We start from the raw sequence: 24,560 nt of genomic DNA, 5'->3' as shown, positions 1-24,560 counted from the left end.
AAATTTGGTCAAAGGTGGCCGTATCGGCCGTGTGACTGGTCTGATTAGCTCGCTTTTAAATATTCGTGTCGTCATGCAGATGACAAATCATACTTTGACTCCTATTGTCAAAGGCCGAGGTGCTAAAACTTTTAAGAAATGGCTGGATGACTTGAAAGAGTCTCTGAAAGAAAAGGAAGTTGAAGAAATCGGAATTTCCTATGCGGGTGGACCAGAATTTGCTAATCAAATGAAGGAAGAGCTGCAGGAGTTTGTTGAAAAACCAATCCCTGTCTTAGAAACAGGTTCCATCATCCAAACTCACACTGGAGAAAATGCATGGGCCGTTCTAGTTCGCTATAAATAAGGTAAATTATTTGTAAAATGTCTGCTTAAGACTTGACCTAGACGCTTTTTTTAGATATGATAATATCTGTTAGGGTTATTAACCCAGAAAAAAATTGGAGGATTTGTTAAATGGCTAACAAACAAGATTTGATCGCAAAAGTGGCAGAAGCTACAGAATTGACTAAAAAAGATTCAGCAGCAGCAGTTGACGCTGTATTTGCAGCAGTTACAGAATACCTTTCAAAAGGTGAAAAAGTTCAACTGATCGGTTTTGGTAACTTTGAAGTTCGTGAGCGTGCAGCACGTAAAGGTCGCAACCCACAAACTGGTAAAGAAATCACAATCGCAGCTTCTAAAGTTCCAGCTTTCAAAGCAGGTAAAGCTCTTAAAGACGCTGTAAAATAAAACAAAAATCAAAAGCCTATTGTATCAGCTTCCTAGCTTGTGCAGTAGGTTTTTTCTTATGTTTTGGAATAACATTAATCATCTGAACTTTCTAGAAGACATAGTATTTTTTTTGTTAGAGAAGACAGTAAAAATCAGGATGCTCCTCCTGCTAAACTTAAAATATGATATAATGTAGCTAAGAAATGGGGGTAACTATGTATTTTAAAAGAATCATAACCTTTTTAACCATGCTTGCAGCTGTCATGGCTTTGACAGCTTGCTATTATCCAAGGAAAAGGGTTCCTAGGTCTGAAGCTTCTTCTGTCCAAAAGGTGAAAATACCAAAGAAATCAGAATCGACGAAAGCTACAGGCTCCAGTCAGCAAGAAAAATCAAAGAGTAGCCAGACCTCATCATCTAGTGCTCCAGCTTCTGAGAGTAAGGCGACAAGTTCGCCAGATGAAGTAACGGATGGCTTGCCTCAAGATGCACAGTCTGCCAATAAAGACAAAATTTATGCAACAGGAAATGCCAAGGTGTATTATCGTTCTTTTGAGGGAGGATTTAGCGCTCAAGCGCCTGATTTCAAAGGCTATACAGAGGAGCAAGTCAAAAAGGTTCTTGGCGAGCCAGAGGCTGTCATAAAGGATCCGAACTACATTAAGGACACTTTTAAAGCTCAGGAGTTAGAAAATATAAAAGAGCTCTATCGAGGTCAGCATGTGACGGAAGAACAGGCAAAGGCTTTCTATGTAACGGCAGCGGATATTGCTCAGGCAGCTAGCTTGAACCAAGACTATCAGTTGGAGAGTGATTATATTTTATATAGCTACAAGCAACATAAAATTAATCTGATTTTCTCTAAAGGAGAGTTGTATTATATGACTCCCAATCCTGATTATCTTTATTTTAAATAATCTTGGAAAATTCTTGCGCTAGTTTACTAGGCTTGCTATAATAGCTAAAACGAAATGAGAAGGAGCAAGGATGAAAGCTTATACGAATGTCAATCTGGTGACCTGTGACAGCGAATTTCATGTTTATCGGGAAGGTTTGTTGGTCGTGGAAGATGAACGCATTGCCTACTGTGGTCCCTATGACGAGGCTTGGTTAGAACAATGCAGCGAGCTAGTGGATTATGAGGGTGCTTGGATCATGCCAGGGCTGGTTAACTGCCATACTCACTCTGCTATGACCTTGTTGCGCGGGATTCGTGATGATAGCAATCTGCACGAATGGCTGGAGGATTATATTTGGCCAGCAGAAAGCCAATTCACATCGGATCTAACAACCAAAGCTGTCCAGCTGGCTCTAGCTGAAATGCTCCAATCGGGAACAACGACTTTTAACGACATGTACAATCCTCAGGGAGTGGAGATTGACAGGATCTATGAGACTGTGCGGCAGTCTGGTATGCACTGCTATTTCTCACCAACCCTCTTTAGCTCAGAGGCGGAAACAGCCGAAGAGACTCTGGCTCGTACTCGTGCCATTATTGAGGAAATCCTCGCTTATGAAGATGAAGATTTTCAGGTCATGGTGGCGCCACATTCGCCCTATGCCTGTGACGAAGATCTGCTCAAGGGCAGTCTTGAGCTAGCTCGTGAGCTGGATTTGAAGCTTCATATCCATGTGGCAGAGACTCAGGAAGAAAATAAAATTATCCTGGAACGCTATGGTAAACGTCCTCTGGCTTTCTTAAAGGGTTTGGGCTACTTGGAGCAGCCAGGTATTTTTGCTCACGGAGTTGAGCTCAATCCGTCAGAGATTGCAGATTTAGCGGCTTCACCAGTCAGCATCGCCCACAATCCTATCAGCAACCTCAAGCTGGCTTCCGGTGTAGCTCCAGTGACGGATTTACTAGCCGCTGGGGTGACTGTTGGCTTAGCGACGGACTCTGTTGCTTCCAATAATAATCTGGATATGTTTGAAGAAGGTCGGACAGCAGCCCTCCTTCAGAAAATGCGAGCAGGTGATGCAACCCAGTTTACGATCGAGCAGGCCTTGAAAGCTTTGACCATTGAAGGAGCAAAGGCGCTGGGATTGGATAACAAAATTGGCAGTCTGGAAACGGGCAAGCAAGCCGATTTCATTGCCATTCAGCCTAAGGGACGACTTCACCTCTATCCTTTGGAAAATATGTTGTCGCACCTAGTATATGCAGTCAAAGGCAGCGATGTTCAGGATGTCTATATTGCAGGGCAGCAGGTTGTCCGAGACGGTCAGGTACTGACAGTTGATCTAGAATCGTTCCGTTAGAAAGAAAAGCCGAGTTTGTCTCGGCTTTTATGTTGGTCAGGAGAGCTCTTTTCAATTTTTGCTGGCTAACAGATTCTTTGTCAAAGAAAAACTCCAGGATACCCCAGAGTTAGTGTTAGATTTAAGCTTTCTTTGATTTAGAAATATAGAATAATTGTAGAACGATACCAAGGAGTGCCATACCAATAACGATGTAGAAAGCCATTGAATAGTCTCCCTTGTTTGCTTGAGCAAGTCGAGCACCCAACTGTGGTCCGGCAATAGCTGCAACACCATAAGCCGTGAACATCCAGCCATAGTTTGTGCCGACATTGGCTACGCCCCAATTTTCGGCTGTAATACCTGGGAAAGATCCAAGGAAGCCACCGAAGGACAGGGCGACAAGCATGACGCCTAAAATTGCAAGGATGCTTCCCTCCCCTTTAAAGAGAGCGGTCAGCGCCAAGCCACCAGCGACAGCGCCAAACATGGCGATTACAGTAGGGTAGCGGCCGATTTTGTCCGATACAGCTCCCCAAAAGATTCGTCCAAAAGTATTGGCAATAGAAACCAGCATAACGAATAGAGTTGCTTCTCCAACTAGTTTATATTGGTCAGAGATAGACGCTGCTGAACCGATAATCATCATACCACCAGTAGCACCTAAAATGTAGATGAGCCACAGCAACCAGAAGTTGCCTTCGCGTAGCATTTCTTTGTGAGTTTTGCCTGTCGGTGCAGAACTTCCTGCTACTGGAGCAGCTGCTGGAGCTTTTTCCATGACAAGAGAAGAGCAGCAGATAACGACAAGTAGGGCAATCCCCAGAACTTTAAATGTAGAATAAACGCCCATTGAAGCGATGAGAGTTTTGGCAAGTGGTCCGATGATTAGTGGTCCAAGTCCAAAGCCAGCTGCGGTTAAACCACCCGCGAGACCTTTTTTATCAGGGAACCATTTGGTAGCGACAGAAGTTGAAGCGCCATAGGCTGATCCGATACCGAGACCAAGGACAACCCCGTAGGTTAAGTAGAGTACAGGAAGAGAAGTTGCAAATCCTGTAGCAAACATACCAGCACCAAAGAGAATGCCTCCTAGAAAGACAAATTTCTTAGGGCCTAATGAATCGACTTTAGGTCCGAAAAGAATCATGCCGATTGGCACCATTGCAAAAGAGATACTGAAGGCTAGAGAGGTTTGAGCTTGCACCCATCCTTGGCTAGCATTGGCTTCCAGTAGCGCTTTTTGAAAAACAGACCAGGCGTATCCAGCACCTAAAGAAAGGTTGGTTAAGATAGCTGCTGCTAAAATGAACCAGCGATTTGGTGTTTTTTTCATAATGATATCCTCATTTATATATTTTTTTCTAAAAAGTGGTAGAAAACCAGCCGTACCCAAATAGTTGTCCTGCATGTTTCCTGCAAGGCAGGTAAAATAGCAGAAGCTTGGCTACAGAATTTGTTACTATAAAGCTGACATGTCATATAATTTAAGCGCTTACATGTTTGTTAACATCTCTATCATATCGTGCTTTGAGGCAAAAATCTACTTAATTAAAATGAATAGGTCTATTAGGTGAGTTAATATTTTTTCTTATTTACAATCATTCTTAATAGCAAATCCCTCCTTGTCGTGATATAATGGAAATAAGCTAGAAATGAATGTAGATGGGGTATAGAGAAGATGAATGAAGAGTATGAAAAGAATTACCAAGAAGTAATTGAACATCTGAGGCTGAAAGGTGTTCGAATCACAGAGACGAGAAAGGCCGTGATTGCTTTTATCATCAGCAGTCATGACCACCCTAGCGCAGAGATGATTTACCAAGCCCTCTTGCCTAAATTTCCTAATATGAGCTTGGCCACTGTTTATAACAACCTAAAAGTGTTGATTGATGAAGGCTTTGTATCTGAGCTCAAGGTTCGTAATGACACGACGACCTATTATGATTTTATGGGGCATCAACACCTCAATGTCATTTGTGAAAAATGTGGTCGAATTGCGGATATGGACTTGGATTTGCCAGACGTTCAGCAGGAAGCAGCAGAGCAGACCGGTTATCAAATTACCAAGAGTCAGATGGTCGTTTATGGCATTTGTCCAGAGTGCGCCCAGCAAGAACAAGTGGCTAGCTAGAAGTCTTGAGTGAGAATTGATTTTCTTAAAAGTCCGAGCAAGTGGAAAATTTCACAAATATTTCACTGAGACTAGATTTTTGAGAGAAAATTTTGTAAAATAGAATAGATAAACGGGGTAGACCTCGGAAAATAAAAGGAGAATCCATCTAATGGTAAAATTGGTTTTTGCTCGCCATGGTGAGTCTGAATGGAACAAAGCTAACCTTTTCACTGGTTGGGCTGATATAGATCTTTCTGAAAAAGGTACACAACAAGCAATCGACGCTGGTAAATTGATCAAAGAAGCAGGTATCGAATTTGACCAAGCTTACACTTCAGTATTGAAACGTGCAATCAAAACAACAAACTTAGCTCTTGAAGCAGCTGATCAACTCTGGGTTCCAGTTGAAAAATCATGGCGCTTGAACGAACGTCACTACGGTGGTTTGACTGGTAAAAACAAGGCTGAAGCAGCTGAACAATTTGGTGATGAGCAAGTTCACATCTGGCGTCGTTCATACGATGTATTGCCTCCGGCAATGGACCGTGATGATGAGCACTCGGCTCACACTGACCGTCGTTACGCTTCACTTGACGACTCAGTAATCCCAGATGCTGAAAATTTGAAAGTGACTTTGGAACGTGCCCTTCCATTCTGGGAAGATAAAATCGCTCCAGCGCTTAAAGATGGTAAAAACGTATTCGTAGGAGCTCACGGTAACTCAATCCGTGCCCTTGTTAAACACATCAAACAATTGTCAGATGACGAAATCATGGACGTGGAAATCCCTAACTTCCCACCATTGGTATTCGAATTCGACGAAAAATTGAACGTAGTTGCTGAATACTACCTTGGAAAATAATTGGTGATAAAGCTCTGCCTAGCAGGGCTTTTTCTCATTATTGGAGAAAAATTCGGCTCTTTTCTACCATTTGTCAAGTCTATCAAGGCTTTAAGTAAAAAAAGAGATAAGACAGTAGCTATTCTGAGGTTACTGTCTTATTTTTAACACTTTTTGATCCATAAAAGGGCATGCTAAAAAACACCTCATCTGGTATTTTTGAAACAAGGTGTTACAATAATACGGCATAGAAAGCCTTATCGATTTTGGGTCAAAGAATAATCGTAAAGTTTGTTATGCGTAATGAGGTAATACATTGTTCGAATGAGACGATGTATAGAGGCAATCGTATGTGGCTTAGTTGAAGCTATTGTTGATTGTCTTTTTCGTTTCTCATAAAAGTCAGCGATATGGCAGGGATTGGTATGACTAGCTGAAGCGATGTTGTGAATGCACTTGAACAAGATTTTTCTGGCATAGGGATTACCTCGTTTAGTGATGTGTTCCTTAGCGAGAAAGTTTCCAGATTCATAGTGTCTCAGGTCAATGCCAATAAAAGCGTTGATTTGATTGGTAGACTGAAAGCGACGAATATCTCCCAATTCGCCAATGATAGATGTCGCTGTGGTTTCTGCGATGCCAGGAATTGACCGTAAGGTGTCATACTCTGGTAAAGGCTGAGCTAGAGCTACCATGTCGTTTAAGACAACTTGTCTGCGTTCAGAAAGACGAAGCAATTCTTGAGCATAGTAACGAACCTCTTCAAGCATTGGAGAGGTTTTCTTGACCGCACAAAAAGATTGTTTAGCGAGTTTTATCAGTTTATCAGTCAGGTAAGCAATACGCTTTTCAGAGATGCGTTTGGAGGTAGATTGACGGATAATCTCATACAAGTCACTTTGAGATAGGCTTAATACAAACTCTTTACATGGAAAAGCCATCACTAAGTTCCAATATTGCTCTCCAGTTGGTGTGGATAAGAGATTTTCCAATTCAGGAAAGGTGACTTGTAGGACCTTGTGCAGACGGTTTTTAGCTCGAACAAGATCTTCAGTCATATTTTGATAGAAACGGCTTAAATCACGCAGATGTTGATAAACTTCTTCCTGCACGTAAGTTGGTTTACGATTGTGCACAAGCTGAGATTTAGCCAACTTTTCAGCGTCAATTTTATCTGTTTTACGAACTCGCAGACTGTCCAATTGCTTCTTAGCTTCCAGTGGATTTAGCCGTATATAAGAGTAACCACATTCCTCAAGAAAGGCCTGAAGACGTCGAGAATAGACGCCTGTGGCCTCAAATATAATCTCAGGGTTATGAACAGTTTTCAAGTCCCCCAACAGGCGATTGAATCCAATGGCATCATTGAGTATGGTGTAGCCATGAACCTTCTCACCGTTGACTAAAATTGCCACCTCAGAACTTGTTTTACTTACATCCATTCCAAGTACTGCACGCATGACATTACCTCTTTTGTCTTGAATAATTCCATGTTTTAGTGATTTTATTTTCAATACGCGACGTTTAGCGTCCCACATACTTTGATCAAACTCCACCTAAAACAAGGTGTCTTGCCAGTTTTTCAAGCGACGTCTAGCGCCATAGAGCCCTACGACTTTACAAGACACCACTACTTTAACATCAAGAAAAAGTAGTGAGTACTCTCTTCCGTCGGAGATTTCTTCACTACTAATCTTAGTATGTTTGTCAACTGTAGTGGGTTATCCAAAAGTCATACCCTGGAGAGGACCAAATTGGTTCTCTCCTTTTTGATGTTCAAAGCGATGAGGATTCTAGTTTTAAAATTGTCAAAGTTCCGAAAGCCGAAAGCATTGCGCTTGATGACCTTGATGAGGTTATTAGTGGCTTCTAGCGTTGCGTTTGAGTAGGTAAGATCTAAGGCGTTTATAATTTTAGATCCATAATTTCTACAGTGGTTTTACCCACTACAGAAATTATAGATTTTCTCATTATTGGAGAAAAATTCTTTTTCGATCCTTTTAGATTTCCATGCTTCATTGCTGGGGAAATGTGATAAAATAAAAGATAGATTTTTACGAGGATGAGAGAAGAAATGTCTAAGAGAAAATTTGATAGCCATTCTATCACAGGCCGACTCTACCTTCTATTTGGGATAGTCGGGGTCTTATTTTTGGTGCTGATCGCTCGTCTGGGCTATATGCAGGTCGTCAATCAAGAATTTTATACAGATAAATTAGCTAAAGCAAGTAAAACAAAGATAAAATCGAGTTCGGTTCGTGGGCAGATCTATGACGCTTCAGGCAAGCCCCTGGTGGAGAACACAACCAAGCAAGTGGTGACCTTTACGCGAGATAATAAACTGACAGCAGAAGAAATCCGTGAAACAGCACAAAAGTTACTGCAGTATGTGTCCGTGTCTGACCTAAAGGTGACCGAGCGCCAAGAAGTTGACTATTATCTGGCGGATAATAAAGTTTACCGAGAAGTGGTTGAAAAATTACCCAAGGAAGAAAAGTTTGATACGGATGGCAATCGTCTACCTGAAGCCAAGATTTATAAAGCGGCTGCAGAGAGTATTGATCCAAGTCAGCTGGGCTATACGGATGAGGAAAAGAGGATTATCGCTCTATTTAGCCAGATGAATGCCGTGCCAAACTTTTCAACAGGGACGATTCAGACAGATGATTTGACGACGGAGCAGGTCGCTACGATTGCGTCCATCGGCAAAGAGCTTCCGGGTATTAGTATTTCAACTAGCTGGAACCGGAAGGTTTTGGAAACATCGTTGGCTTCGATTGTTGGTCAAATTTCGACCGAAAAAACAGGTCTGCCAGCTGAGGAAGCAGACGACTATGTCAAGAAGGGCTATTCTCTGAATGACCGAGTGGGAATTTCTTATCTGGAAAAAGAGTATGAGTCTGTTTTGCAAGGAAAACGAGCAGAGAAAGAAATTCGGCTGGACAAAAATGGCAACATGGAGAGCGTTGAGACCATTTCCGAGGGAAGCAAAGGGAACAACCTGAAGCTAACCGTAGATCTGACCTTCCAGCAGGGTGTTGAGGATATTCTTAGAAATGCCTTTAATATGGAGCTAGCCAAGGGCAACGCCACCTATTCAGAAGGTGTCTATGCCGTGGCTATGGATCCCAATACGGGGTCAATCTTGGCCCTGGCTGGTGTCAAGCATGATCTGGAAACAGGCGATATCTCAGCGGATGCGCTGGGTACCATTACCAATGTTTTCGTTCCTGGTTCTGTCGTCAAGGCGGCCACCTTGACCGCTGGTTGGCAGTACGGAGCCATTTCTGGTAATCAATCCTTGGTCGATCAGCCGATTCTTTTCGCGGGTTCTGCTCCCATCAATTCTTGGTTTACGGCCTATGGTTCACGCTCTATTACAGCGGTGGAGGCTCTGGAATACTCGTCTAATACCTATATGGTTCAGGTGGCCCTAAATATGCTTGGAACTCCGTATAGCCCAAATATGGCTTTAGGAACCCATAATGTCGATGCTTCAATGAAAAAGCTCCGTTCGACTTTTGCAGAATATGGTCTGGGGAATGGAACAGGGATTGATTTACCGACAGAATCAACAGGCTATATTCCTAAAAACTTCACAGTCAGCAATTATATTACGGATGCTTTTGGTCAGTTTGATAACTACACCCCGCTTCAGTTGGCTCAATATGCGGCGACGGTAGCCAATAACGGCAAACGGGTAGCTCCGCATCTGGTTGAAGGCATTTACGCCAACAATGACCAAGGTGGACTGGGAGACTTGATTGAGAAGAAGGAAACAAAAGAATTAAATCAGGTCAATATTTCTGAGGAAAATATGGCTCTGATAAAACAAGGTTTCTATCAGGTGGTCAATGGATGGAGTGGCTTTACAACTGGACGGACGATTGCCCAGGGCGCTATGGTTTCGATCAGTGCCAAAACAGGTACTGCTGAAACCTTCGTCAACAGTGGTACATCTGCTATTAATACCAATGTTGTATCCTATGCACCAAGCGATAATCCTAAAATAGCTGTAGCCGTAGTCTTTCCGCACAATACTGACCTTTCCTCAACGGTCAGCCACAGTATTACCCGTGATATTATCAATCTTTACAACCAACAGCACCCTGTGAATTAGAAAGGAAAAGCAGTAAAATTTGCTGATTATTTTATTGCTCAACTATTACCATTATGCTTTATCCAACCCCTATCGCTAAATTGATTGATAGCTTTTCCAAGTTGCCAGGTATCGGCATCAAGACAGCTACTCGTCTGGCCTTTTATACCATCGGGATGAGTGACGATGATGTCAATGAATTTGCCAAAAATCTACTAGCTGCTAAACGCGAGCTGACCTACTGCTCTATCTGTGGTAATCTGACGGACGATGATCCTTGTGCCATCTGTACAGATCAAACGCGTGATCAGACTGTGATTCTGATCGTTGAGGATAGTCGCGATGTGTCTGCTATGGAAAATATCCAAGAATACCACGGCCTTTATCATGTTCTCCACGGCCTCATCTCCCCCATGAACGGTGTAGGACCAGATGACATCAACCTCAAGAGTCTCTTGACTCGCTTGATGGACAGCCAAGTGACGGAAGTGATTGTGGCTACCAATGCAACGGCTGACGGAGAAGCGACTTCTATGTATATTTCGCGGGTGCTCAAGCCCGCTGGTATCAAGGTGACTCGTCTGGCCCGCGGATTGGCTGTCGGCGCTGATATCGAATATGCAGACGAAGTGACCCTGCTCCGAGCGATTGAAAATCGGACAGAATTGTAAGATGAAAGAAAGATTTCCTGCTGAAAAACAGCTTTGGAAGTCTTTTTTCTATTCAAAAATGCGGTGAAATATGGTATACTGAAACAGTCTAAAAAGAAGATGGGGCAACCCAAAATGAACTTATAGCTAGAAATGTTAGGATAAGATAATGGTCAAACAAACCTTGATTTTACTATATGGTGGCCGCAGCGCTGAGCGAGAAGTTTCAGTCTTGTCGGCTGAGAGTGTCATGCGAGCTATCAACTATGACAAATTTTCTGTCAAGACTTATTTCATCACAAAAGCCGGCGATTTTATCAAAACGCAGGAATTTACAGAAAAGCTGTCTGCAGATGAAAAGCTCATGACCAATGCAACGGTTGATCTTTCGCAGCAAGTCAAACCGAGTGATATTTATGAGGAAAATGCAGTTGTCTTTCCTGTTCTTCATGGACCGATGGGCGAGGATGGCTCTATTCAAGGTTTCCTTGAAGTGCTGCGCCTTCCTTATGTGGGCTGCAATATCTTGTCTTCCAGTGTTGCCATGGACAAAATCACTACCAAACGTATTCTGGAGTCTGCTGGAATTCCGCAGGTGCCTTATGTAGCGGTGATTGAGGGTGAAAATCTGGAAGAAAAAATTGCCGAAATCGAAGAAAAATTGACTTATCCGATTTTTACCAAACCGTCTAATATGGGCTCTAGTGTCGGTATTTCCAAGTCTGATAATCAAGAGGAGCTGCGGGCAGCGTTGGATTTGGCCTTTAAGTACGACAGCCGTATTTTGGTTGAGCAGGGAGTCAATGCGCGTGAGATTGAGGTTGGTCTCTTAGGAAATTATGACGTTAAGAGCACCTTGCCGGGCGAAGTGGTCAAAGATGTGGCTTTCTACGACTATGAAGCCAAGTATATTGACAATAAGATTATCATGGACATTCCTGCGAAAATCTCGGACGAGGTTATTGCAGTCATGCGTACGAATGCTGAGATAACCTTTCGTGCCTTGGGTGGACAGGGATTGGCGCGCTGTGATTTCTTTTACACTGAAGAGGGGGACATTTTCCTCAATGAGCTCAACACCATGCCTGGCTTTACTCAATGGTCTATGTATCCCTTGCTTTGGGAAAATATGGGACTGCCTTATTCCGAGTTGATTGAGAAATTGGTAAGTCTAGCTGAAGAAGCCTTTGCTAAGAGAGAAGCGCATCTTTTATAAATATGATATAATAGAGGGACTGAGATGACAGACTGAGTGTTCAACATTTGGTCTGGCCTCACTCCCTTCTTTTTTGGGAAAAAGCGGAAAAATGAGTTAAAAATATGAAATTAGATTTATATGAAATAGCAGAAGTCTTAGCTGCGAAAAATGATGTCAGTCAGTTTGAAAATGTGACTTTTAGAAAGGCTGAATTTGACAGCCGTTTGATTGAGGCGGGGGATCTTTTTATCCCGCTTAAGGGTGCGCGTGACGGTCATGACTTTATCGCGACAGCCTTTGCTCAGGGAGCTGCGGCTACCTTGTCTGAGCATCCGGTAGCAGAAGGACCCTATATTTTGGTCGATGATGTGCTCGCGGCCTTTCAAGCCTTGGCTCAGTACTATCTGGAAAAGACAGGCGTAGATGTGCTCGCTGTGACGGGCTCCAATGGGAAGACTACAACCAAGGACATGCTGGCCCAGCTACTGGCTACTAGCTACAAAACCTATAAGACCCAAGGCAATTATAATAATGAAATTGGCCTGCCTTACACAGTCCTCCACATGCCGGACGACACAGAAAAGCTGGTTTTGGAAATGGGACAGGATCATTTGGGAGATATCCATCTTCTGTCTGAAATTGCCAAGCCAAAGACTAGCATTGTGACCTTGATTGGCGAAGCTCACTTAGAATTTTTCGGAAGCCGTACGGAAATTGCTAAAGGAAAGATGCAAATTGCAGATGGCATGAAGAAAGGCGGCTTGTTCTTGGCTCCAGCTGATAAGATCGTCAATGATTTTCTGCCAGACCAGCAAAAAGTAGTTCGCTTTGGTCCCGATGCAGATATTTGTCTGACTCGTCTAGAAGAGCGCAAAGACAGCTTGACCTTTGAAGCGAATTTTCTGGAACAGGCGATTGACCTACCTGTGACTGGCAAATACAATGCGACTAACGCTATGATAGCCTCTTACGTAGCCTTGCAGGAGGGTGTCAGTGAGTCGGCGATCCGTCAGGCTTTTGCCCAGCTGGAATTGACCCGCAATCGAACCGAGTGGAAGAAGGCGGCTAATGGAGCTGATATCCTGTCTGATGTTTACAATGCCAATCCAACAGCTATGCGCTTGATTCTTGAAACCTTCTCAGCGATTCCAGCTAATCAGGGTGGCCGCAAGGCTGCAGTCTTGGCGGATATGAAAGAGCTGGGTGCTGACTCCAAGCTCATGCACGGAGCTATGATTACCAGTCTCAATCCAGAGATTATTACCGATCTTTTCCTCTATGGAGAGGACATGGAAGCCCTCTACGTCTATGCTCGGGAAATCTACCCACCAAATCGGGTGCATTATTTTGTTAAAAATGCTGACAAGGATCAGTTTGAAGATTTGACCAAGACTGTTAAGACTTGGTTGCAATCATCCGACCAAATCTTGCTCAAGGGCAGTAATTCGATGAAGTTGGATAAACTAGTGGAGGCCTTGGAGCATGGGGACAACTGATACAGCTTTAATTTTGCAACGACTGTTAGCTATAACGGATACAGGCTTGTCTTTTGCTGCCAGTGACTTTGATCGAGAACGCTACGCGGATATCAGAGACAATCTGAATCAGTTGCTCAACGAGACCAGCCATCTGGAACCGGATGAGCTGTCTGACTTGCTCCGGCCGACAGATTATTATGCGACTCCTTTAGTCGATGTCCGAGCTTTTATCGTTCAGCAGGGCAAGATTTGTCTAGTACGAGGTCAGCAAGAGGAGACATGGGCTCTGCCGGGTGGTTTCTGCGAAGTAGGCTTATCTCCCAAAGAAAATATAGTAAAAGAAATTCAGGAAGAAACGGGATTTCAAGCTAGCGTAGTACGCTTGCTGGCTGTCTTTGATAGCAATAAATTTCAGCCACAAAGTAAGCAGTATGTCAAGCTCGTGTTTGAGTGTCAGCTGAAAGAGGGAGATTTTCAGCCCAATTTAGAAATTACCGAGCTGAGTTTCTTTGCCCCACAGGATTTGCCTCTTCTATCCGAGAAAAGGATAACAAAAGAGCAGCTGCAGCTTCTCTGGGATATTTATCAGAATCAGCAAGAACAATATATAGACTAGATTGAAGTTGATGCTGACTGGATGCTTATATCTAGTAGCCCAGATAATCTAGCTCAATCTGACTAGAGTTGTAATGGCCAGAAGCTATTACTCTAGGAAGTTGAAAAACTTTTTGAAAAGAAATTAAGGACTTTACTAGGAAGAGCAAGCCCAGTGTCCTTAAAAATTATTTATTAGGATGAAAATTTTAAAGATGAATTTACTAGATTTTTTTACTAGTCACAAAACAGAACCGCCTGTGATAACGCCTTTTGCTTATATTCTGCTCATGATGAGCCTAGTGTCCGTCATCTATGTTGCTAGTCGTTATTTTGAGCGAAAGAAAGTACAGACTTTTTTTAGAGTTGCCCAAATTGTGCAATTAGTCTCTTTGTATGGCTGGTATTTGGCTATTCAGGAGCCTTTGTCGGAGAGTCTCCCCTTGTATCATTGCCGAGTGGCGATGTTTGCTGTCTTGCTACTGCCAGATAAAGTAGCCTATAAGCAATATTTCGCCTTATTGGGAGTGTTTGGACCGATTTGCGCCATTGTCTATCCGATTTTGGATCCCTATTCATTTCCGCATATCACGCTATTTTCATTTTTCATCGGTCATTTGGCTTTGTTAGGCAATTCGATTATCTATCTGATGAAACATTATGATAGACTTAATCTGTCCTATCGACGTATCATAGAAATTACCTTTGGCTTAGATTTCCTCATCTTGCTTGGAAATATTGTATTTGGGGGCAACTACGGTTTCTTAAAGGATCCGCCTCTGGTAGGAGATCATAGTATGCTTGGGAATTATATGATCGTGTCTGTGGTCTTAGCGACGGCCTTGCTTCTATTTTCTTACTTGTTCAAAGAAATGAAGGAAAGACAGGCAGAGCGATTGATCCAATAAAGATTGGAAGAGGAAATGATTTCTCTGGTAACTAGAAAAATTCTGCCTAGATTTTCAAGCTGCCTGGGAGTTTGAAAATACAGATTTTAAAAGTAGAAAGGAAACTGGATGCATCATTTTTTGACTACCAACCAAACTGAACCACCCTTTGTTTCAGCTTTGGCCTACTCTTTGATGATGGCATTGCTTTTGCTGTCTGTCTACGCATCGATAAAATACCATAAGAATTCTAGCTTTATCAAAAGCATGAAAATCCTTCAGATGTGCCAACTGGCAATTCTTTATAGCTGGTATGTGGGTTTTCAGCTCCCTCTGGCAAATAGTCTGCCTCTATACCATTGCCGTTTGGCCATGTTTGCGGTGGTCTTTCTGCCAGATAAATGGCCCAGCAAGCAGTATTTCGCTCTTTTAGGAGCCAGCGGGGCAGTCTTCGCCCTCGGCTATCCAGTCTTTGATCCTTATGATTTCCCGCATATTACCAGCTTCTCTTTCCTGATTGGTCACTATGCCCTCTTGGTTAATTCCCTGATTTATCTGATGAATCACTACGACAAGACCCAGCTCAAGAAATATACGATTGTCCTCTATACTTTTGTGCTTGATGCCTTTCTTGTCGGTGTTAATCAAGTGACGGGTGGGAATTACGGTCTGCTAAAAAGCCCGCCTTTTATCAGCCAGCACAATCTTTTAGTAAAATATCTAGCTGTGTCGATTATTTTGTCCGCTACCTTACTTCTTTTTGATGAAGTATTTAAGAAACGGTGGAAAAAACAGCTAGAAATTGTTTAATATTGAATATTATAGCTCCTGTCAAGTTTATTTGGCAGGAGTTTTCTTAAATCTGATTTTAATCTTAATCATTGCAATTTTCTTCTTTAGCAATGTCATTGTCAGATTTTAAGATAAGTTAGCCAAATATAAAGAATAGAATCGCTGGAAAGAGCGATTTTTATATTCTTCAGATAATTGAAAAAAAGCGCTAAATCCGCTATAATAGGTAGGTTGAAAGGATTAGAATATTCCAATGTAAAATAAAAAAATACTGACATTCACCATTATCCTAAAATGAAAGAAAGAGAAGAAGATGACTTTACAAGAAGAAATTAAGAAACGCCGCACCTTTGCCATTATTTCCCACCCGGACGCGGGGAAAACAACCATCACTGAGCAGTTGCTCTACTTTGGGGGCGAAATTCGTGAGGCTGGTACCGTAAAAGGTAAGAAGACAGGGACTTTTGCCAAGTCTGACTGGATGGATATCGAGAAACAACGTGGGATTTCGGTCACTTCATCTGTTATGCAGTTTGACTACGACGGCAAACGTGTCAATATCCTAGACACACCAGGGCACGAGGACTTCTCTGAAGATACCTATCGGACCTTGATGGCGGTGGATGCTGCGGTCATGGTCGTGGACTCTGCCAAGGGTATTGAGGCCCAAACCAAGAAATTATTTGAGGTTGTCAAACACCGTGGGATTCCCGTCTTTACCTTTATGAACAAGCTGGACCGTGATGGACGTGAGCCACTGGCCCTCTTGCAAGAATTGGAAGAAGTCTTGGGGATTGCTAGCTATCCGATGAACTGGCCAATCGGGATGGGGAAAGCCTTTGAGGGTCTCTATGACCTCTATAACCAACGTTTGGAGCTCTATAAAGGGGATGAGCGTTTTGCCAGTCTGGAAGAAGGGGATAAGCTCTTTGGAAGCAACCCTTTCTACGCTCAGGTTAAGGACGACATCGAACTGTTGCAAGAAGCAGGAAACGAGTTTTCAGAGGAAGCTATTTTAGCTGGTGAGTTAACCCCAGTCTTCTTCGGTTCAGCCCTGACTAACTTTGGGGTGCAGACCTTCCTTGAGACCTTCCTCAAGTTTGCTCCAGAACCTCATGGACACAAGAAAACAGACGGAGAAATTGTGGATCCTTATGACAAGGATTTCTCAGGATTCGTCTTTAAAATCCAAGCCAACATGGACCCTCGTCACCGTGACCGTATCGCTTTTGTCCGTATCGTATCGGGTGAATTTGAGCGAGGCATGAGTGTCAACCTGCCTCGTACTGGGAAGACTGCCAAACTGTCGAATGTTACTCAGTTTATGGCGGAAAGTCGTGAGAATGTAACCAATGCCGTAGCAGGAGATATTATCGGTGTTTACGATACTGGTACTTATCAAGTTGGAGATACCTTGACAGTTGGAAAAAATAAGTTTGAATTTGAACCGTTGCCAACTTTTACACCTGAAATTTTCATGAAAGTTTCTGCTAAGAACGTCATGAAACAAAAATCCTTCCACAAGGGAATCGAGCAATTGGTGCAAGAAGGAGCTATTCAGCTTTATAAGAACTACCAAACAGGTGAGTACATGCTAGGGGCTGTGGGACAACTCCAGTTTGAAGTCTTTAAGCACCGTATGGAAGGCGAGTATAATGCAGAAGTTGTCATGAGCCCAATGGGTAAAAAGACAGTTCGCTGGATCAAGCCTGAGGACTTAGACGAGCGCATGTCATCAAGCCGCAATATCTTAGCGAAAGACCGTTTCGACCAACCAGTCTTCCTTTTTGAAAACGACTTTGCCCTCCGCTGGTTTGCGGATAAATATCCAGATGTAGAGTTAGAAGAGAAGATGTGATTCAGTAACACCAATTGGAACTAAAGTTCCTAATTGGTGGACGCTAGCCGCTATTTGGCGGACTAGCTAACTTCTTTACAAGCTACATTTAAAAGATGATATTGACTTGCTGGCTTTCTTGTCAGGACCTAGGAGCTTTGACTTTTGGGCTAAGTGTGGGCATTATGTATGAGCTATTAGACAATCATTCTAGATCGCAGAAAGGAGTTCTATGTTTCTGGAAAGAAAACTGAAAGATCAATCTGTCTGGATCAACATTGACTCAGATGATGTTAAAAAGAATGGACAGATTTATCAGGATTATAATATCGATCTTGAAACCATTGAGTATGCGCTGGATAAAAACGAGCGGGCTCATATGGACTACAATCGTGAGAATGGGACAGTTCTTTTCATCTATAATGTGTTAAATTTAGCGACAGAGAAGGACTACTATGAGACTATTCCGATGACTTTCGTGGTACAGCAGGATCGTCTCATCACCATCAGCAATCAAGACAATGCCTATGTGGTCGATATCATGAAGGCCTATACGGAGCATCATGAGCCGGTGTCGGTCTATAAGTTTCTTTTTGCTAGTCTAGAGTTGATCTCCAATTCCTACTATCCGGTCATTGAGCAGATGGACAAGCGCAAGGATGAGCTTAACCGACTTTTGCGTCAAAAGACCACCAAAAAGCACCTGTTTGCCCTCTCGGACTTAGAAACCTCCATGGTCTACCTAGTAGCGGCATCCAAGCAAAATAGTATACTTTTAGAGCACATCAAGAGCCATGCTGTTTATCGTGGGTTTGATGAACTAGAGACCGAGCAATTTGAAGATGCCATGATTGAGGCACGTCAGCTGGTTTCAATGACGGATTTGATTGCTCAGGTTCTTAGCCAGCTTTCGGGCTCCTACAATAACATCCTGAACAACAATCTGAATGATAATTTGACTGTCTTGACCATCATTTCAGTTCTTCTGGCAGTCCTAGCAGTTATCACCGGCTTCTTTGGTATGAATGTTCCCCTGCCTTTGTCAGATGATAAAAATGCTTGGCTTTATATTATCATCATTAGCTTTGTTCTCTGGACTCTTTTGACCAAGCTCCTCAACTGGGTGGTCAATAAAGAGCGATGAATAAAATACATTAAACAATTGAGGTTTTCGAGCCTCATTTTTTTGTGGTATTAGTTGGAGTGAGTTTCATCTTCTATTTATGAAAAATAGAGAGAAAATTTCTTGTATAGTAGGACAAAAGGATGAAAAACTGCTTTCAAAGTAGTATAATAATCTTAGTATCATAATAGGAGGTTTCGTATGCTTCATGTAGAAAAACTAGAAAAAAGTTTTGGGCAAAAGCAAGTCTTGTTCGGTATTGATTTTGAAGCCCAGCCGGGGCATATCCTTGGTTTAATTGGGAAAAACGGTGCTGGGAAAACAACGATTTTTCACAGTATTTTGCGCTTCCTAGACTATAGTGGAGAGATTCATTTCGAAGGGCAGGCTATTGAGCAGGAGACCTATAGCAGGATTGGCTATCTGCCTGAGGAAAGAAGCCTGATGCCCAAGCTGACGGTCTTTGAGCAAGTGCGCTATCTGGCAAATCTAAAGGGTGTGCCGACAGCTGTTGTCAAAGAAAAACTGCCCCAGTGGATGGAAAAGCTTCAGGTCAAGGGGAAATTAACCGACAAAATCAAGAGCTTGTCTAAGGGAAACCAGCAAAAGGTTCAGCTGATTATCACGCTCCTGCATGAGCCAGACTTGATTATTTTAGACGAGCCTTTCAGCGGTCTGGATCCTGTCAATACTGAAATCCTGAAAGAAGTCATTATTGAGGAGAAGAAGCGCGGAGCGACGATTATCTTCTCGGATCATGTCATGACAAATGTGGAAGAGCTGTGCGATGATGTCTTGATGATTCGTGACGGGCAAGTGGTCCTCAATGGGGAGGTACAAGCAGTTCGCAACCAATATGGGAAAACTCGTCTTTTCGTCTCAAGTGACCTGTCACAGGCTGAATTAGAAGCCCTGCCCCATGTTGTCAAGGCGACGCAGACCAAGCAAGGCATCTGGAAATTGATTCTGGACGATGAAACAGCTGGTCCTGAATTGTTTGATCGCTTGACGCAGGGAAGATATGTGGCAACTTTTGACCAGCAGGCACCGACAATTGATGAAATTTTCAAATTAGAATCAGGGGTGGAAGTATGAAACAAATGTTAATCGTAATCAAAGAAACCTACCTGCGTCATGTCAAGTCTTGGAGTTTTGTCTTTATGGTCTTGTCTCCTTTTCTCTTTCTTGGGTTGAGTTTGGGAATTGGCTATCTGCAAGGAAGCTCGATGGCCTCTTCAAAAAAAGTAGCAGTGCTGACCCAGCTTGATTCTGTCCGAGAAGTATTAAGAGCTGAAGATCAGCTGAGTTTTCAGTACAAAGATGAAGCAGCAGCCAAGCAGGCTGTAAAAGATAAGAAAATCGCAGGCTATCTGACGATTGAGGAAAAAGGCGGACAGCTCTCTGCCACCTACTATGCAGAAACCAGTATGAACGCTGCAACGAAAATGGCTTTGTCCAATTCCCTTATTCAGGTCCAGCAGGCTTTAAACTTGGCTCAGGCCAATTTATCAGCTGAGCAGAGTCAGATTCTTGCGCGGACAGTCCAGTTTGAAGAAAAAATCGATGAAAATAAAGAAGGTAAGAAGATGGTTCAGACCTTTGCTGCAATGGGACTGGGCTTACTGCTCTATATGATTCTGATTACTTATGCTAGCGTTACTGCCCAAGATGTGGCCAGTGAAAAAGGCACTAAAATCATGGAAGTTATCTTCTCCAGTATTAAGGCAACTGATTATTTCTATGCTCGTATGATTGGGATTTTTGCAGTGATTCTTAGCCATCTGGGCATTTATGTGCTCGGTGGACTAGCAGCCTTTCTCTTTGCGGATAGCATTCCTCTTGTATCCCAAGTCTTGAAGAGCAATCCAGCCATTCAGCAGTATATCGGAGAAGCTGTTTCTTTGAATACCCTAGCTTTTGTAGCAGTTAGTATCTTTATGTATGTTGTTTTGTCAGCCTTTCTTGGTTCAATGGTGGCGCGAGCAGAAGATACAGGAAAAGTCCTTTCGCCCGTTATCATGCTGATTTTAGTTGGCTTTATGGGAGTTTCTTCGCTAGGGGCAGCAGGAGACAATGTGATTTTGAAGGTTGGTTCTTATCTTCCTTTCATCTCAACCTTTTTCATGCCCTTCCGAGCTATCAATGGTTATGCGACCAGCTTGGAAGCTTGGCTTTCTCTAGGAATTACAGCTGCTTTTGCGGTGATGATGACCGTTTTCATCGCGCGAATCTACTCCAGCCTTGTTCTACAAACAGATGATTTAGGAGCTTGGAAGACCTTCAAACGTGCTTTAAGATATAAATAAATCACAACTTCACTGGAGTCATCTGGTGGAGTTTTCTTTTTGTATTTTAATTTAATATTTTGAATAATAGGGCTAGGTAAAAAGTGGAATTTATGGTAAAATAGTACAGATAAAACAAGGAGTGGAAAAATGGTAGAACCTAAATATAAGCGTATTTTGATTAAACTATCTGGAGAAGCTTTGGCTGGCGAAAAAGGTGTAGGGATCAACATCGCCACTGTTCAAAAAATGGCTGAAGAAATCAAGGAAGTCCATGAACTGGGCATTCAAATTGCCTTGGTTATCGGTGGTGGTAATCTTTGGCGAGGCGAGCCAGCAGCAGAAGCAGGTATGGATCGCGTTCAAGCGGACTATACTGGCATGTTGGGGACAGTTATGAATGCACTTGTAATGGCAGATTCTCTGCAACAAGTGGGCGTTGACACCCGCGTTCAAACAGCAATTGCGATGCAACAGGTAGCTGAGCCTTATATTCGTGGACGTGCTCTTCGTCACTTGGAAAAAGGTCGGATCGTTATTTTCGGTGCTGGTATTGGTTCACCATATTTCTCAACAGATACGACAGCTGCTCTGCGGGCTGCGGAAATTGAGGCAGATGCTATCCTCATGGCTAAAAATGGTGTGGATGGGGTCTATAATGCCGATCCAAACAAGGATAAGACGGCTGTTAAGTTTGATGAATTGACCCACCGTGACGTTATTAATAAAGGCTTGCGCATCATGGACTCGACTGCTTCTACCCTTTCTATGGACAATGACATTGACCTAGTTGTCTTTAATATGAATGAACCTGGCAATATCAAACGAGTAGTCTTTGGCGAGCAAATCGGGACAACTGTCTCAAATAATTTATAAAAATCAGGAGAAAAGAAAATGGCAAATGCAATTGTAGAAAAAGCAAAAGAAAGAATGACCCACTCGCACCAAAGTTTGGCGCGTGAATTTGGTAGCATCCGTGCAGGCCGCGCTAATGCTAGCCTTTTGGATCGTATCCATGTGGAATACTATGGAGTAGAGACACCGCTTAACCAACTTTCTTCTATCACAATTCCAGAAGCGCGTGTTCTTTTGGTGACACCTTTTGATAAGTCTTCTATCAAGGATATCGAGCGTGCGATCAATGCCTCTGACTTAGGTATCACACCATCTAGCGACGGATCTGTCATTCGTTTGGTCATTCCAGCTCTGACAGAGGAAACTCGTCGTGAATTGGCTAAGGAAGTAAAAAAAGTCGGTGAAAATGCTAAGATTGCGATTCGTAACATCCGCCGCGACGCGATGGACGAAGCTAAGAAACAGGAAAAGGCTAAAGAAATCACTGAAGATGAATTGAAGGTTCTTGAAAAGGATATTCAAAAAGTCACTGATGATGCAGTGAAGCATATCGATGATATGACAGCGACTAAAGAAAAAGAACTTCTAGAAGTTTAATATTTTAGCAGAATCAAAACTCAGTTGGCCTTGGCTGACTGAGTTGTTTTAACATAAAAATCCTTGCGATTAGAAGAGGCAAGGTAGAAGTAGGACTATATGAACACAAATCTTGCTAGCTTCATCGTGGGGATTATCACGGATGAAAACGATCGTTTTTACTTTGTCCAGAAGGATGGACAGACTTATGCGCTTTCTAAGGAAGAAGGACAACATGAGCTCGGTCAATCTGTCAAGGGCTTTGCCTACAGCGATATGAAGCAGAAGCTTCGCCTAACGACTCTTGAGGTCACAGCGACCCAAGAGCAGTTTGGCTGGGGAACAGTGACGGAGGTTCGCAAGGATCTGGGGGTCTTTGTCGATACGGGTCTGCCAGATAAGCAAATCGTGGTGTCACTGGATATCTTGCCAGAAATCAAGGAACTTTGGCCTAAGAAGGGCGACCGTCTCTATATTCGTCTCAGTGTGGACAAGAAAGACCGCATCTGGGGACAGCTGGCCTATCAAGAAGATTTCCAGCGTCTGGCTCGTCCAGCCTACAATAACATGCAGAACCAAAACTGGCCAGCCATCGTTTATCGGCTCAAGCTTTCTGGCACCTTTGTCTATCTGCCAGAGAATAATATGCTGGGCTTTATCCATCCGAGCGAGCGCTATGCAGAGCCACGTCTGGGGCAGGTCTTGGATGCACGAGTAATTGGCTTCCGTGAAGTAGACCGCACCCTTAACCTCTCCCTCAAGCCTCGTTCCTTTGAAATGCTGGAAAACGATGCCCAGATGATTCTGACCTATCTGGAGAGCAACGGCGGCTTCATGACCTTGAACGACAAATCTTCACCAGACGATATCAAGGCTACCTTTGGTATTTCCAAAGGCCAGTTTAAAAAAGCTCTAGGTGGGCTGATGAAAGCTGGTAAAATCAAGCAAGATCCGACTGGAACGGAGTTGATTTAAATGAGAAAATCTTTTTACAGTTGGCTGATGACGGAGCGCAATCCTAAAAGTAATAAGCCCAAAGCAATTTTGGCGGATTTGGCTTTTCAGGACACGGCCTTTCCTAAGCACACGGATGATTTTGATGAGGTCAGCCGTTTTCTAGAGGAGCATGCCAATTTTTCCTTTAACTTGGGCGAGTTCGATGCTATTTGGGAAGAGTATCAGGCCCATTAAGTGAATAGTGGCTAGGGATAGTCATTTTCTGCTTGCTTTGATATAATAAAGGTAATTCATTCAATAAATCGAAATAGAGAGGTTCTTTGTTTGCAAGAACATTCAGTAGAATTAAAACTGGGCCATCCAGATGATGCTTTTCATCTCTTTGGCTCTAATGAACGCCATCTGCGCCTGATGGAGCAGGAATTGAAGGTCACCATACATGCCCGAACCGAGATTGTGCAGATTCTCGGTACGGAGGCTGCCTGTGAGGAGGCTCGTCAGGTCATTCAGGCTCTCTTGGTCTTGGTCAATCGTGGCATGACCATCGGTACACCCGATGTGGTGACAGCCATTACCATGGTCAAAAATGATGAAATTGATAAGTTTGTAGCTCTTTACGAAGAAGAGATTATCAAGGACAGCTATGGCAAGCCAATTCGGGTGAAGACACTTGGCCAGAAAATCTATGTGGACAGTGTTAAAAATCATGATATTGTCTTTGGTATCGGTCCAGCCGGGACAGGGAAGACTTTTCTTGCGGTGACCTTGGCGGTGACAGCTCTCAAACGTGGGCAGGTCAAACGCATCATCTTGACGCGACCAGCGGTAGAAGCTGGTGAGAGTTTGGGCTTTCTGCCTGGTGACCTTAAGGAAAAGGTAGATCCCTATCTGCGTCCGGTCTATGATGCCTTGTATCAGATTTTGGGTAAGGACCAGACGACGCGCCTGATGGAGCGAGAAATCATTGAGATTGCACCCTTAGCCTATATGCGGGGGCGGACGCTGGATGATGCTTTTGTCATTCTGGATGAAGCTCAAAATACGACCATCATGCAGATGAAGATGTTCCTGACACGTCTCGGCTTCCAGTCTAAGATGATTGTCAATGGAGATATCAGTCAGATCGACCTGCCTCGTAATGTCAAGTCCGGCCTCATTGATGCTCAGGAGAAATTGAAAAACATCTCCCAGATTGATTTTGTGCATTTCTCAGCTAAGGATGTGGTTCGCCATCCAGTAGTGGCGCAGATTATCCGTGCCTATGAGCCGCCAGCTCCTAAGAAAGAGAATCGTGAAGTAGCTGAGGACGAAAGCGCTAGT

24 protein-coding genes and 1 pseudogene are annotated in these 24,560 nt (G+C 43.2%); 22 read left to right on the top strand and 3 right to left on the bottom strand.

Annotated elements, in window-relative coordinates; genetic code table 11:
- The 4 genes from SCRDD08_RS08040 to SCRDD08_RS08025 form a co-directional block, all read left to right on the top strand.
- Positions 1-346, top strand: a 346-nt coding sequence (locus SCRDD08_RS08040) for a DegV family protein (RefSeq protein ID WP_155719797.1), incomplete at its 5' end; no start/stop codon positions are given.
- A gap of 110 nt (positions 347-456) precedes the next feature.
- Positions 457-732, top strand: a complete 276-nt coding sequence (locus SCRDD08_RS08035) for an HU family DNA-binding protein (protein WP_005589527.1) — start codon at positions 457-459, stop codon at positions 730-732.
- Positions 733-929: 197 nt separating this feature from the next.
- Complete coding sequence (locus SCRDD08_RS08030; protein WP_061423163.1) at positions 930-1,631, top strand: DUF4947 domain-containing protein; 702 nt, start codon at positions 930-932, stop codon at positions 1,629-1,631.
- Between the two features lie 70 nt (positions 1,632-1,701).
- The gene (locus tag SCRDD08_RS08025; RefSeq protein WP_061423162.1) at positions 1,702-2,973 is read left to right on the top strand and encodes a TRZ/ATZ family protein; all 1,272 of its coding nucleotides are present in this window, start codon (positions 1,702-1,704) and stop codon (positions 2,971-2,973) included.
- A 121-nt stretch (positions 2,974-3,094) separates the two neighbouring features.
- Here the strand turns inward: SCRDD08_RS08025 and SCRDD08_RS08020 are convergent, their stop codons facing one another.
- The gene (locus SCRDD08_RS08020) at positions 3,095-4,288 is read right to left on the bottom strand and encodes an L-lactate MFS transporter (RefSeq protein ID WP_061423287.1); all 1,194 of its coding nucleotides are present in this window, start codon (positions 4,286-4,288) and stop codon (positions 3,095-3,097) included.
- 345 nt (positions 4,289-4,633) lie between these two features.
- Between SCRDD08_RS08020 and SCRDD08_RS08015 the strand changes: the two genes are divergently transcribed.
- Both SCRDD08_RS08015 and SCRDD08_RS08010 read left to right on the top strand, forming a co-directional pair.
- Entirely contained in the window at positions 4,634-5,086 is a 453-nt protein-coding gene (locus tag SCRDD08_RS08015; protein WP_061423161.1) for a Fur family transcriptional regulator, read from the top strand.
- Between the two features lie 151 nt (positions 5,087-5,237).
- Entirely contained in the window at positions 5,238-5,930 is a 693-nt protein-coding gene (locus tag SCRDD08_RS08010) for a phosphoglycerate mutase (RefSeq protein WP_061423160.1), read from the top strand.
- A 236-nt stretch (positions 5,931-6,166) separates the two neighbouring features.
- Here the strand turns inward: SCRDD08_RS08010 and SCRDD08_RS08005 are convergent, their stop codons facing one another.
- Together SCRDD08_RS08005 and SCRDD08_RS11090 are read right to left on the bottom strand one after the other, a co-directional pair.
- A complete protein-coding gene (locus SCRDD08_RS08005; RefSeq protein ID WP_061423159.1) occupies positions 6,167-7,369 on the bottom strand; it encodes an IS110 family RNA-guided transposase in 1,203 nt (400 codons plus the stop codon).
- Between the two features lie 272 nt (positions 7,370-7,641).
- Positions 7,642-7,827 (bottom strand): annotated as a pseudogene (locus SCRDD08_RS11090) (transposase); the annotation flags it as partial.
- A gap of 144 nt (positions 7,828-7,971) precedes the next feature.
- Between SCRDD08_RS11090 and pbp2b the strand changes: the two are divergent.
- From pbp2b to SCRDD08_RS07925, 16 genes are all read left to right on the top strand, one after another.
- Entirely contained in the window at positions 7,972-10,029 is a 2,058-nt protein-coding gene (pbp2b, locus tag SCRDD08_RS08000; protein ID WP_155719773.1) for a penicillin-binding protein PBP2B, read from the top strand.
- Positions 10,030-10,082: 53 nt separating this feature from the next.
- Positions 10,083-10,679, top strand: coding sequence for a recombination mediator RecR (recR, locus tag SCRDD08_RS07995; RefSeq protein WP_045496451.1), 597 nt, complete (start codon positions 10,083-10,085; stop codon positions 10,677-10,679).
- A 148-nt stretch (positions 10,680-10,827) separates the two neighbouring features.
- Positions 10,828-11,874 (top strand): D-alanine--D-alanine ligase, encoded by a 1,047-nt coding sequence (locus SCRDD08_RS07990; RefSeq protein ID WP_061423157.1) that lies wholly within the window; start codon positions 10,828-10,830, stop codon positions 11,872-11,874.
- 104 nt (positions 11,875-11,978) lie between these two features.
- Positions 11,979-13,352 carry a UDP-N-acetylmuramoyl-tripeptide--D-alanyl-D-alanine ligase gene (locus tag SCRDD08_RS07985; RefSeq protein ID WP_061423156.1) on the top strand — a complete coding sequence of 458 codons (1,374 nt, stop codon included), beginning with the start codon at positions 11,979-11,981 and terminating at the stop codon, positions 13,350-13,352.
- Positions 13,339-13,950, top strand: a complete 612-nt coding sequence (locus SCRDD08_RS07980) for an NUDIX hydrolase N-terminal domain-containing protein (protein WP_061423155.1) — start codon at positions 13,339-13,341, stop codon at positions 13,948-13,950. The genes SCRDD08_RS07985 and SCRDD08_RS07980 overlap by 14 nt, the downstream gene beginning before the upstream one ends.
- Positions 13,951-14,143: 193 nt before the next feature.
- Positions 14,144-14,836: a YwaF family protein gene (locus SCRDD08_RS07975; RefSeq protein ID WP_061423154.1), complete on the top strand. Its 693-nt coding sequence runs from the start codon at positions 14,144-14,146 to the stop codon at positions 14,834-14,836.
- A 108-nt stretch (positions 14,837-14,944) separates the two neighbouring features.
- On the top strand, positions 14,945-15,625 hold the full coding sequence (locus tag SCRDD08_RS07970) for a YwaF family protein (protein WP_061423153.1): 681 nt from the start codon (positions 14,945-14,947) through the stop codon (positions 15,623-15,625).
- A gap of 295 nt (positions 15,626-15,920) precedes the next feature.
- Positions 15,921-17,465: a peptide chain release factor 3 gene (locus tag SCRDD08_RS07965; RefSeq protein WP_061423152.1), complete on the top strand. Its 1,545-nt coding sequence runs from the start codon at positions 15,921-15,923 to the stop codon at positions 17,463-17,465.
- Between the two features lie 211 nt (positions 17,466-17,676).
- Positions 17,677-18,588, top strand: coding sequence for a magnesium transporter CorA family protein (locus SCRDD08_RS07960; RefSeq protein ID WP_061423151.1), 912 nt, complete (start codon positions 17,677-17,679; stop codon positions 18,586-18,588).
- A 180-nt stretch (positions 18,589-18,768) separates the two neighbouring features.
- Positions 18,769-19,662 (top strand): ABC transporter ATP-binding protein, encoded by an 894-nt coding sequence (locus SCRDD08_RS07955; protein ID WP_061423150.1) that lies wholly within the window; start codon positions 18,769-18,771, stop codon positions 19,660-19,662.
- A complete protein-coding gene (locus tag SCRDD08_RS07950) occupies positions 19,659-20,873 on the top strand; it encodes an ABC transporter permease (RefSeq protein ID WP_061423149.1) in 1,215 nt (404 codons plus the stop codon). Before SCRDD08_RS07955 ends, SCRDD08_RS07950 begins: the two co-directional genes overlap by 4 nt.
- A 129-nt stretch (positions 20,874-21,002) precedes the next feature.
- Positions 21,003-21,728 (top strand): UMP kinase, encoded by a 726-nt coding sequence (pyrH, locus tag SCRDD08_RS07945; RefSeq protein ID WP_005589574.1) that lies wholly within the window; start codon positions 21,003-21,005, stop codon positions 21,726-21,728.
- 18 nt (positions 21,729-21,746) lie between these two features.
- Positions 21,747-22,304 carry a ribosome recycling factor gene (gene frr, locus SCRDD08_RS07940; protein ID WP_005589576.1) on the top strand — a complete coding sequence of 186 codons (558 nt, stop codon included), beginning with the start codon at positions 21,747-21,749 and terminating at the stop codon, positions 22,302-22,304.
- Positions 22,305-22,403: 99 nt separating this feature from the next.
- On the top strand, positions 22,404-23,258 hold the full coding sequence (gene cvfB / locus SCRDD08_RS07935) for an RNA-binding virulence regulatory protein CvfB (RefSeq protein WP_061423148.1): 855 nt from the start codon (positions 22,404-22,406) through the stop codon (positions 23,256-23,258).
- On the top strand, positions 23,259-23,474 hold the full coding sequence (locus SCRDD08_RS07930; protein WP_005589581.1) for a YozE family protein: 216 nt from the start codon (positions 23,259-23,261) through the stop codon (positions 23,472-23,474).
- A 90-nt stretch (positions 23,475-23,564) separates the two neighbouring features.
- On the top strand, positions 23,565-24,560 hold a 996-nt coding region (locus SCRDD08_RS07925; protein WP_081104273.1), incomplete at its 3' end, for a PhoH family protein.

It is taken from the genome of Streptococcus cristatus (assembly GCF_001578775.1).
In the GTDB taxonomy this organism is placed as follows: Bacteria; Bacillota; Bacilli; order Lactobacillales; family Streptococcaceae; genus Streptococcus; species Streptococcus cristatus_A.
The sequence above is the reverse complement of the archived record's forward strand: the minus strand, read 5'-3'. Positions and strand labels throughout refer to the sequence as shown.

Coding starts and splice junctions, on each gene's coding strand:
- SCRDD08_RS07975 (WP_061423154.1), top strand. CDS start 14,144: ATGAATTTACTAGATTTTTTTACTAGTCACAAAACAGAACCGCCTGTG.
- SCRDD08_RS07990 (WP_061423157.1), top strand. CDS start 10,828: ATGGTCAAACAAACCTTGATTTTACTATATGGTGGCCGCAGCGCTGAG.
- SCRDD08_RS08035 (WP_005589527.1), top strand. CDS start 457: ATGGCTAACAAACAAGATTTGATCGCAAAAGTGGCAGAAGCTACAGAA.
- frr (WP_005589576.1), top strand. CDS start 21,747: ATGGCAAATGCAATTGTAGAAAAAGCAAAAGAAAGAATGACCCACTCG.
- pyrH (WP_005589574.1), top strand. CDS start 21,003: ATGGTAGAACCTAAATATAAGCGTATTTTGATTAAACTATCTGGAGAA.
- SCRDD08_RS07930 (WP_005589581.1), top strand. CDS start 23,259: ATGAGAAAATCTTTTTACAGTTGGCTGATGACGGAGCGCAATCCTAAA.
- SCRDD08_RS07965 (WP_061423152.1), top strand. CDS start 15,921: ATGACTTTACAAGAAGAAATTAAGAAACGCCGCACCTTTGCCATTATT.
- cvfB (WP_061423148.1), top strand. CDS start 22,404: ATGAACACAAATCTTGCTAGCTTCATCGTGGGGATTATCACGGATGAA.
- SCRDD08_RS08025 (WP_061423162.1), top strand. CDS start 1,702: ATGAAAGCTTATACGAATGTCAATCTGGTGACCTGTGACAGCGAATTT.
- SCRDD08_RS08030 (WP_061423163.1), top strand. CDS start 930: ATGTATTTTAAAAGAATCATAACCTTTTTAACCATGCTTGCAGCTGTC.
- SCRDD08_RS07970 (WP_061423153.1), top strand. CDS start 14,945: ATGCATCATTTTTTGACTACCAACCAAACTGAACCACCCTTTGTTTCA.
- SCRDD08_RS07960 (WP_061423151.1), top strand. CDS start 17,677: ATGTTTCTGGAAAGAAAACTGAAAGATCAATCTGTCTGGATCAACATT.
- SCRDD08_RS08005 (WP_061423159.1), bottom strand. CDS start 7,369: ATGCGTGCAGTACTTGGAATGGATGTAAGTAAAACAAGTTCTGAGGTG.
- pbp2b (WP_155719773.1), top strand. CDS start 7,972: ATGAGAGAAGAAATGTCTAAGAGAAAATTTGATAGCCATTCTATCACA.
- SCRDD08_RS07950 (WP_061423149.1), top strand. CDS start 19,659: ATGAAACAAATGTTAATCGTAATCAAAGAAACCTACCTGCGTCATGTC.
- SCRDD08_RS08010 (WP_061423160.1), top strand. CDS start 5,238: ATGGTAAAATTGGTTTTTGCTCGCCATGGTGAGTCTGAATGGAACAAA.
- SCRDD08_RS08015 (WP_061423161.1), top strand. CDS start 4,634: ATGAATGAAGAGTATGAAAAGAATTACCAAGAAGTAATTGAACATCTG.
- SCRDD08_RS07985 (WP_061423156.1), top strand. CDS start 11,979: ATGAAATTAGATTTATATGAAATAGCAGAAGTCTTAGCTGCGAAAAAT.
- SCRDD08_RS07955 (WP_061423150.1), top strand. CDS start 18,769: ATGCTTCATGTAGAAAAACTAGAAAAAAGTTTTGGGCAAAAGCAAGTC.
- recR (WP_045496451.1), top strand. CDS start 10,083: ATGCTTTATCCAACCCCTATCGCTAAATTGATTGATAGCTTTTCCAAG.
- SCRDD08_RS08020 (WP_061423287.1), bottom strand. CDS start 4,288: ATGAAAAAAACACCAAATCGCTGGTTCATTTTAGCAGCAGCTATCTTA.
- SCRDD08_RS07980 (WP_061423155.1), top strand. CDS start 13,339: ATGGGGACAACTGATACAGCTTTAATTTTGCAACGACTGTTAGCTATA.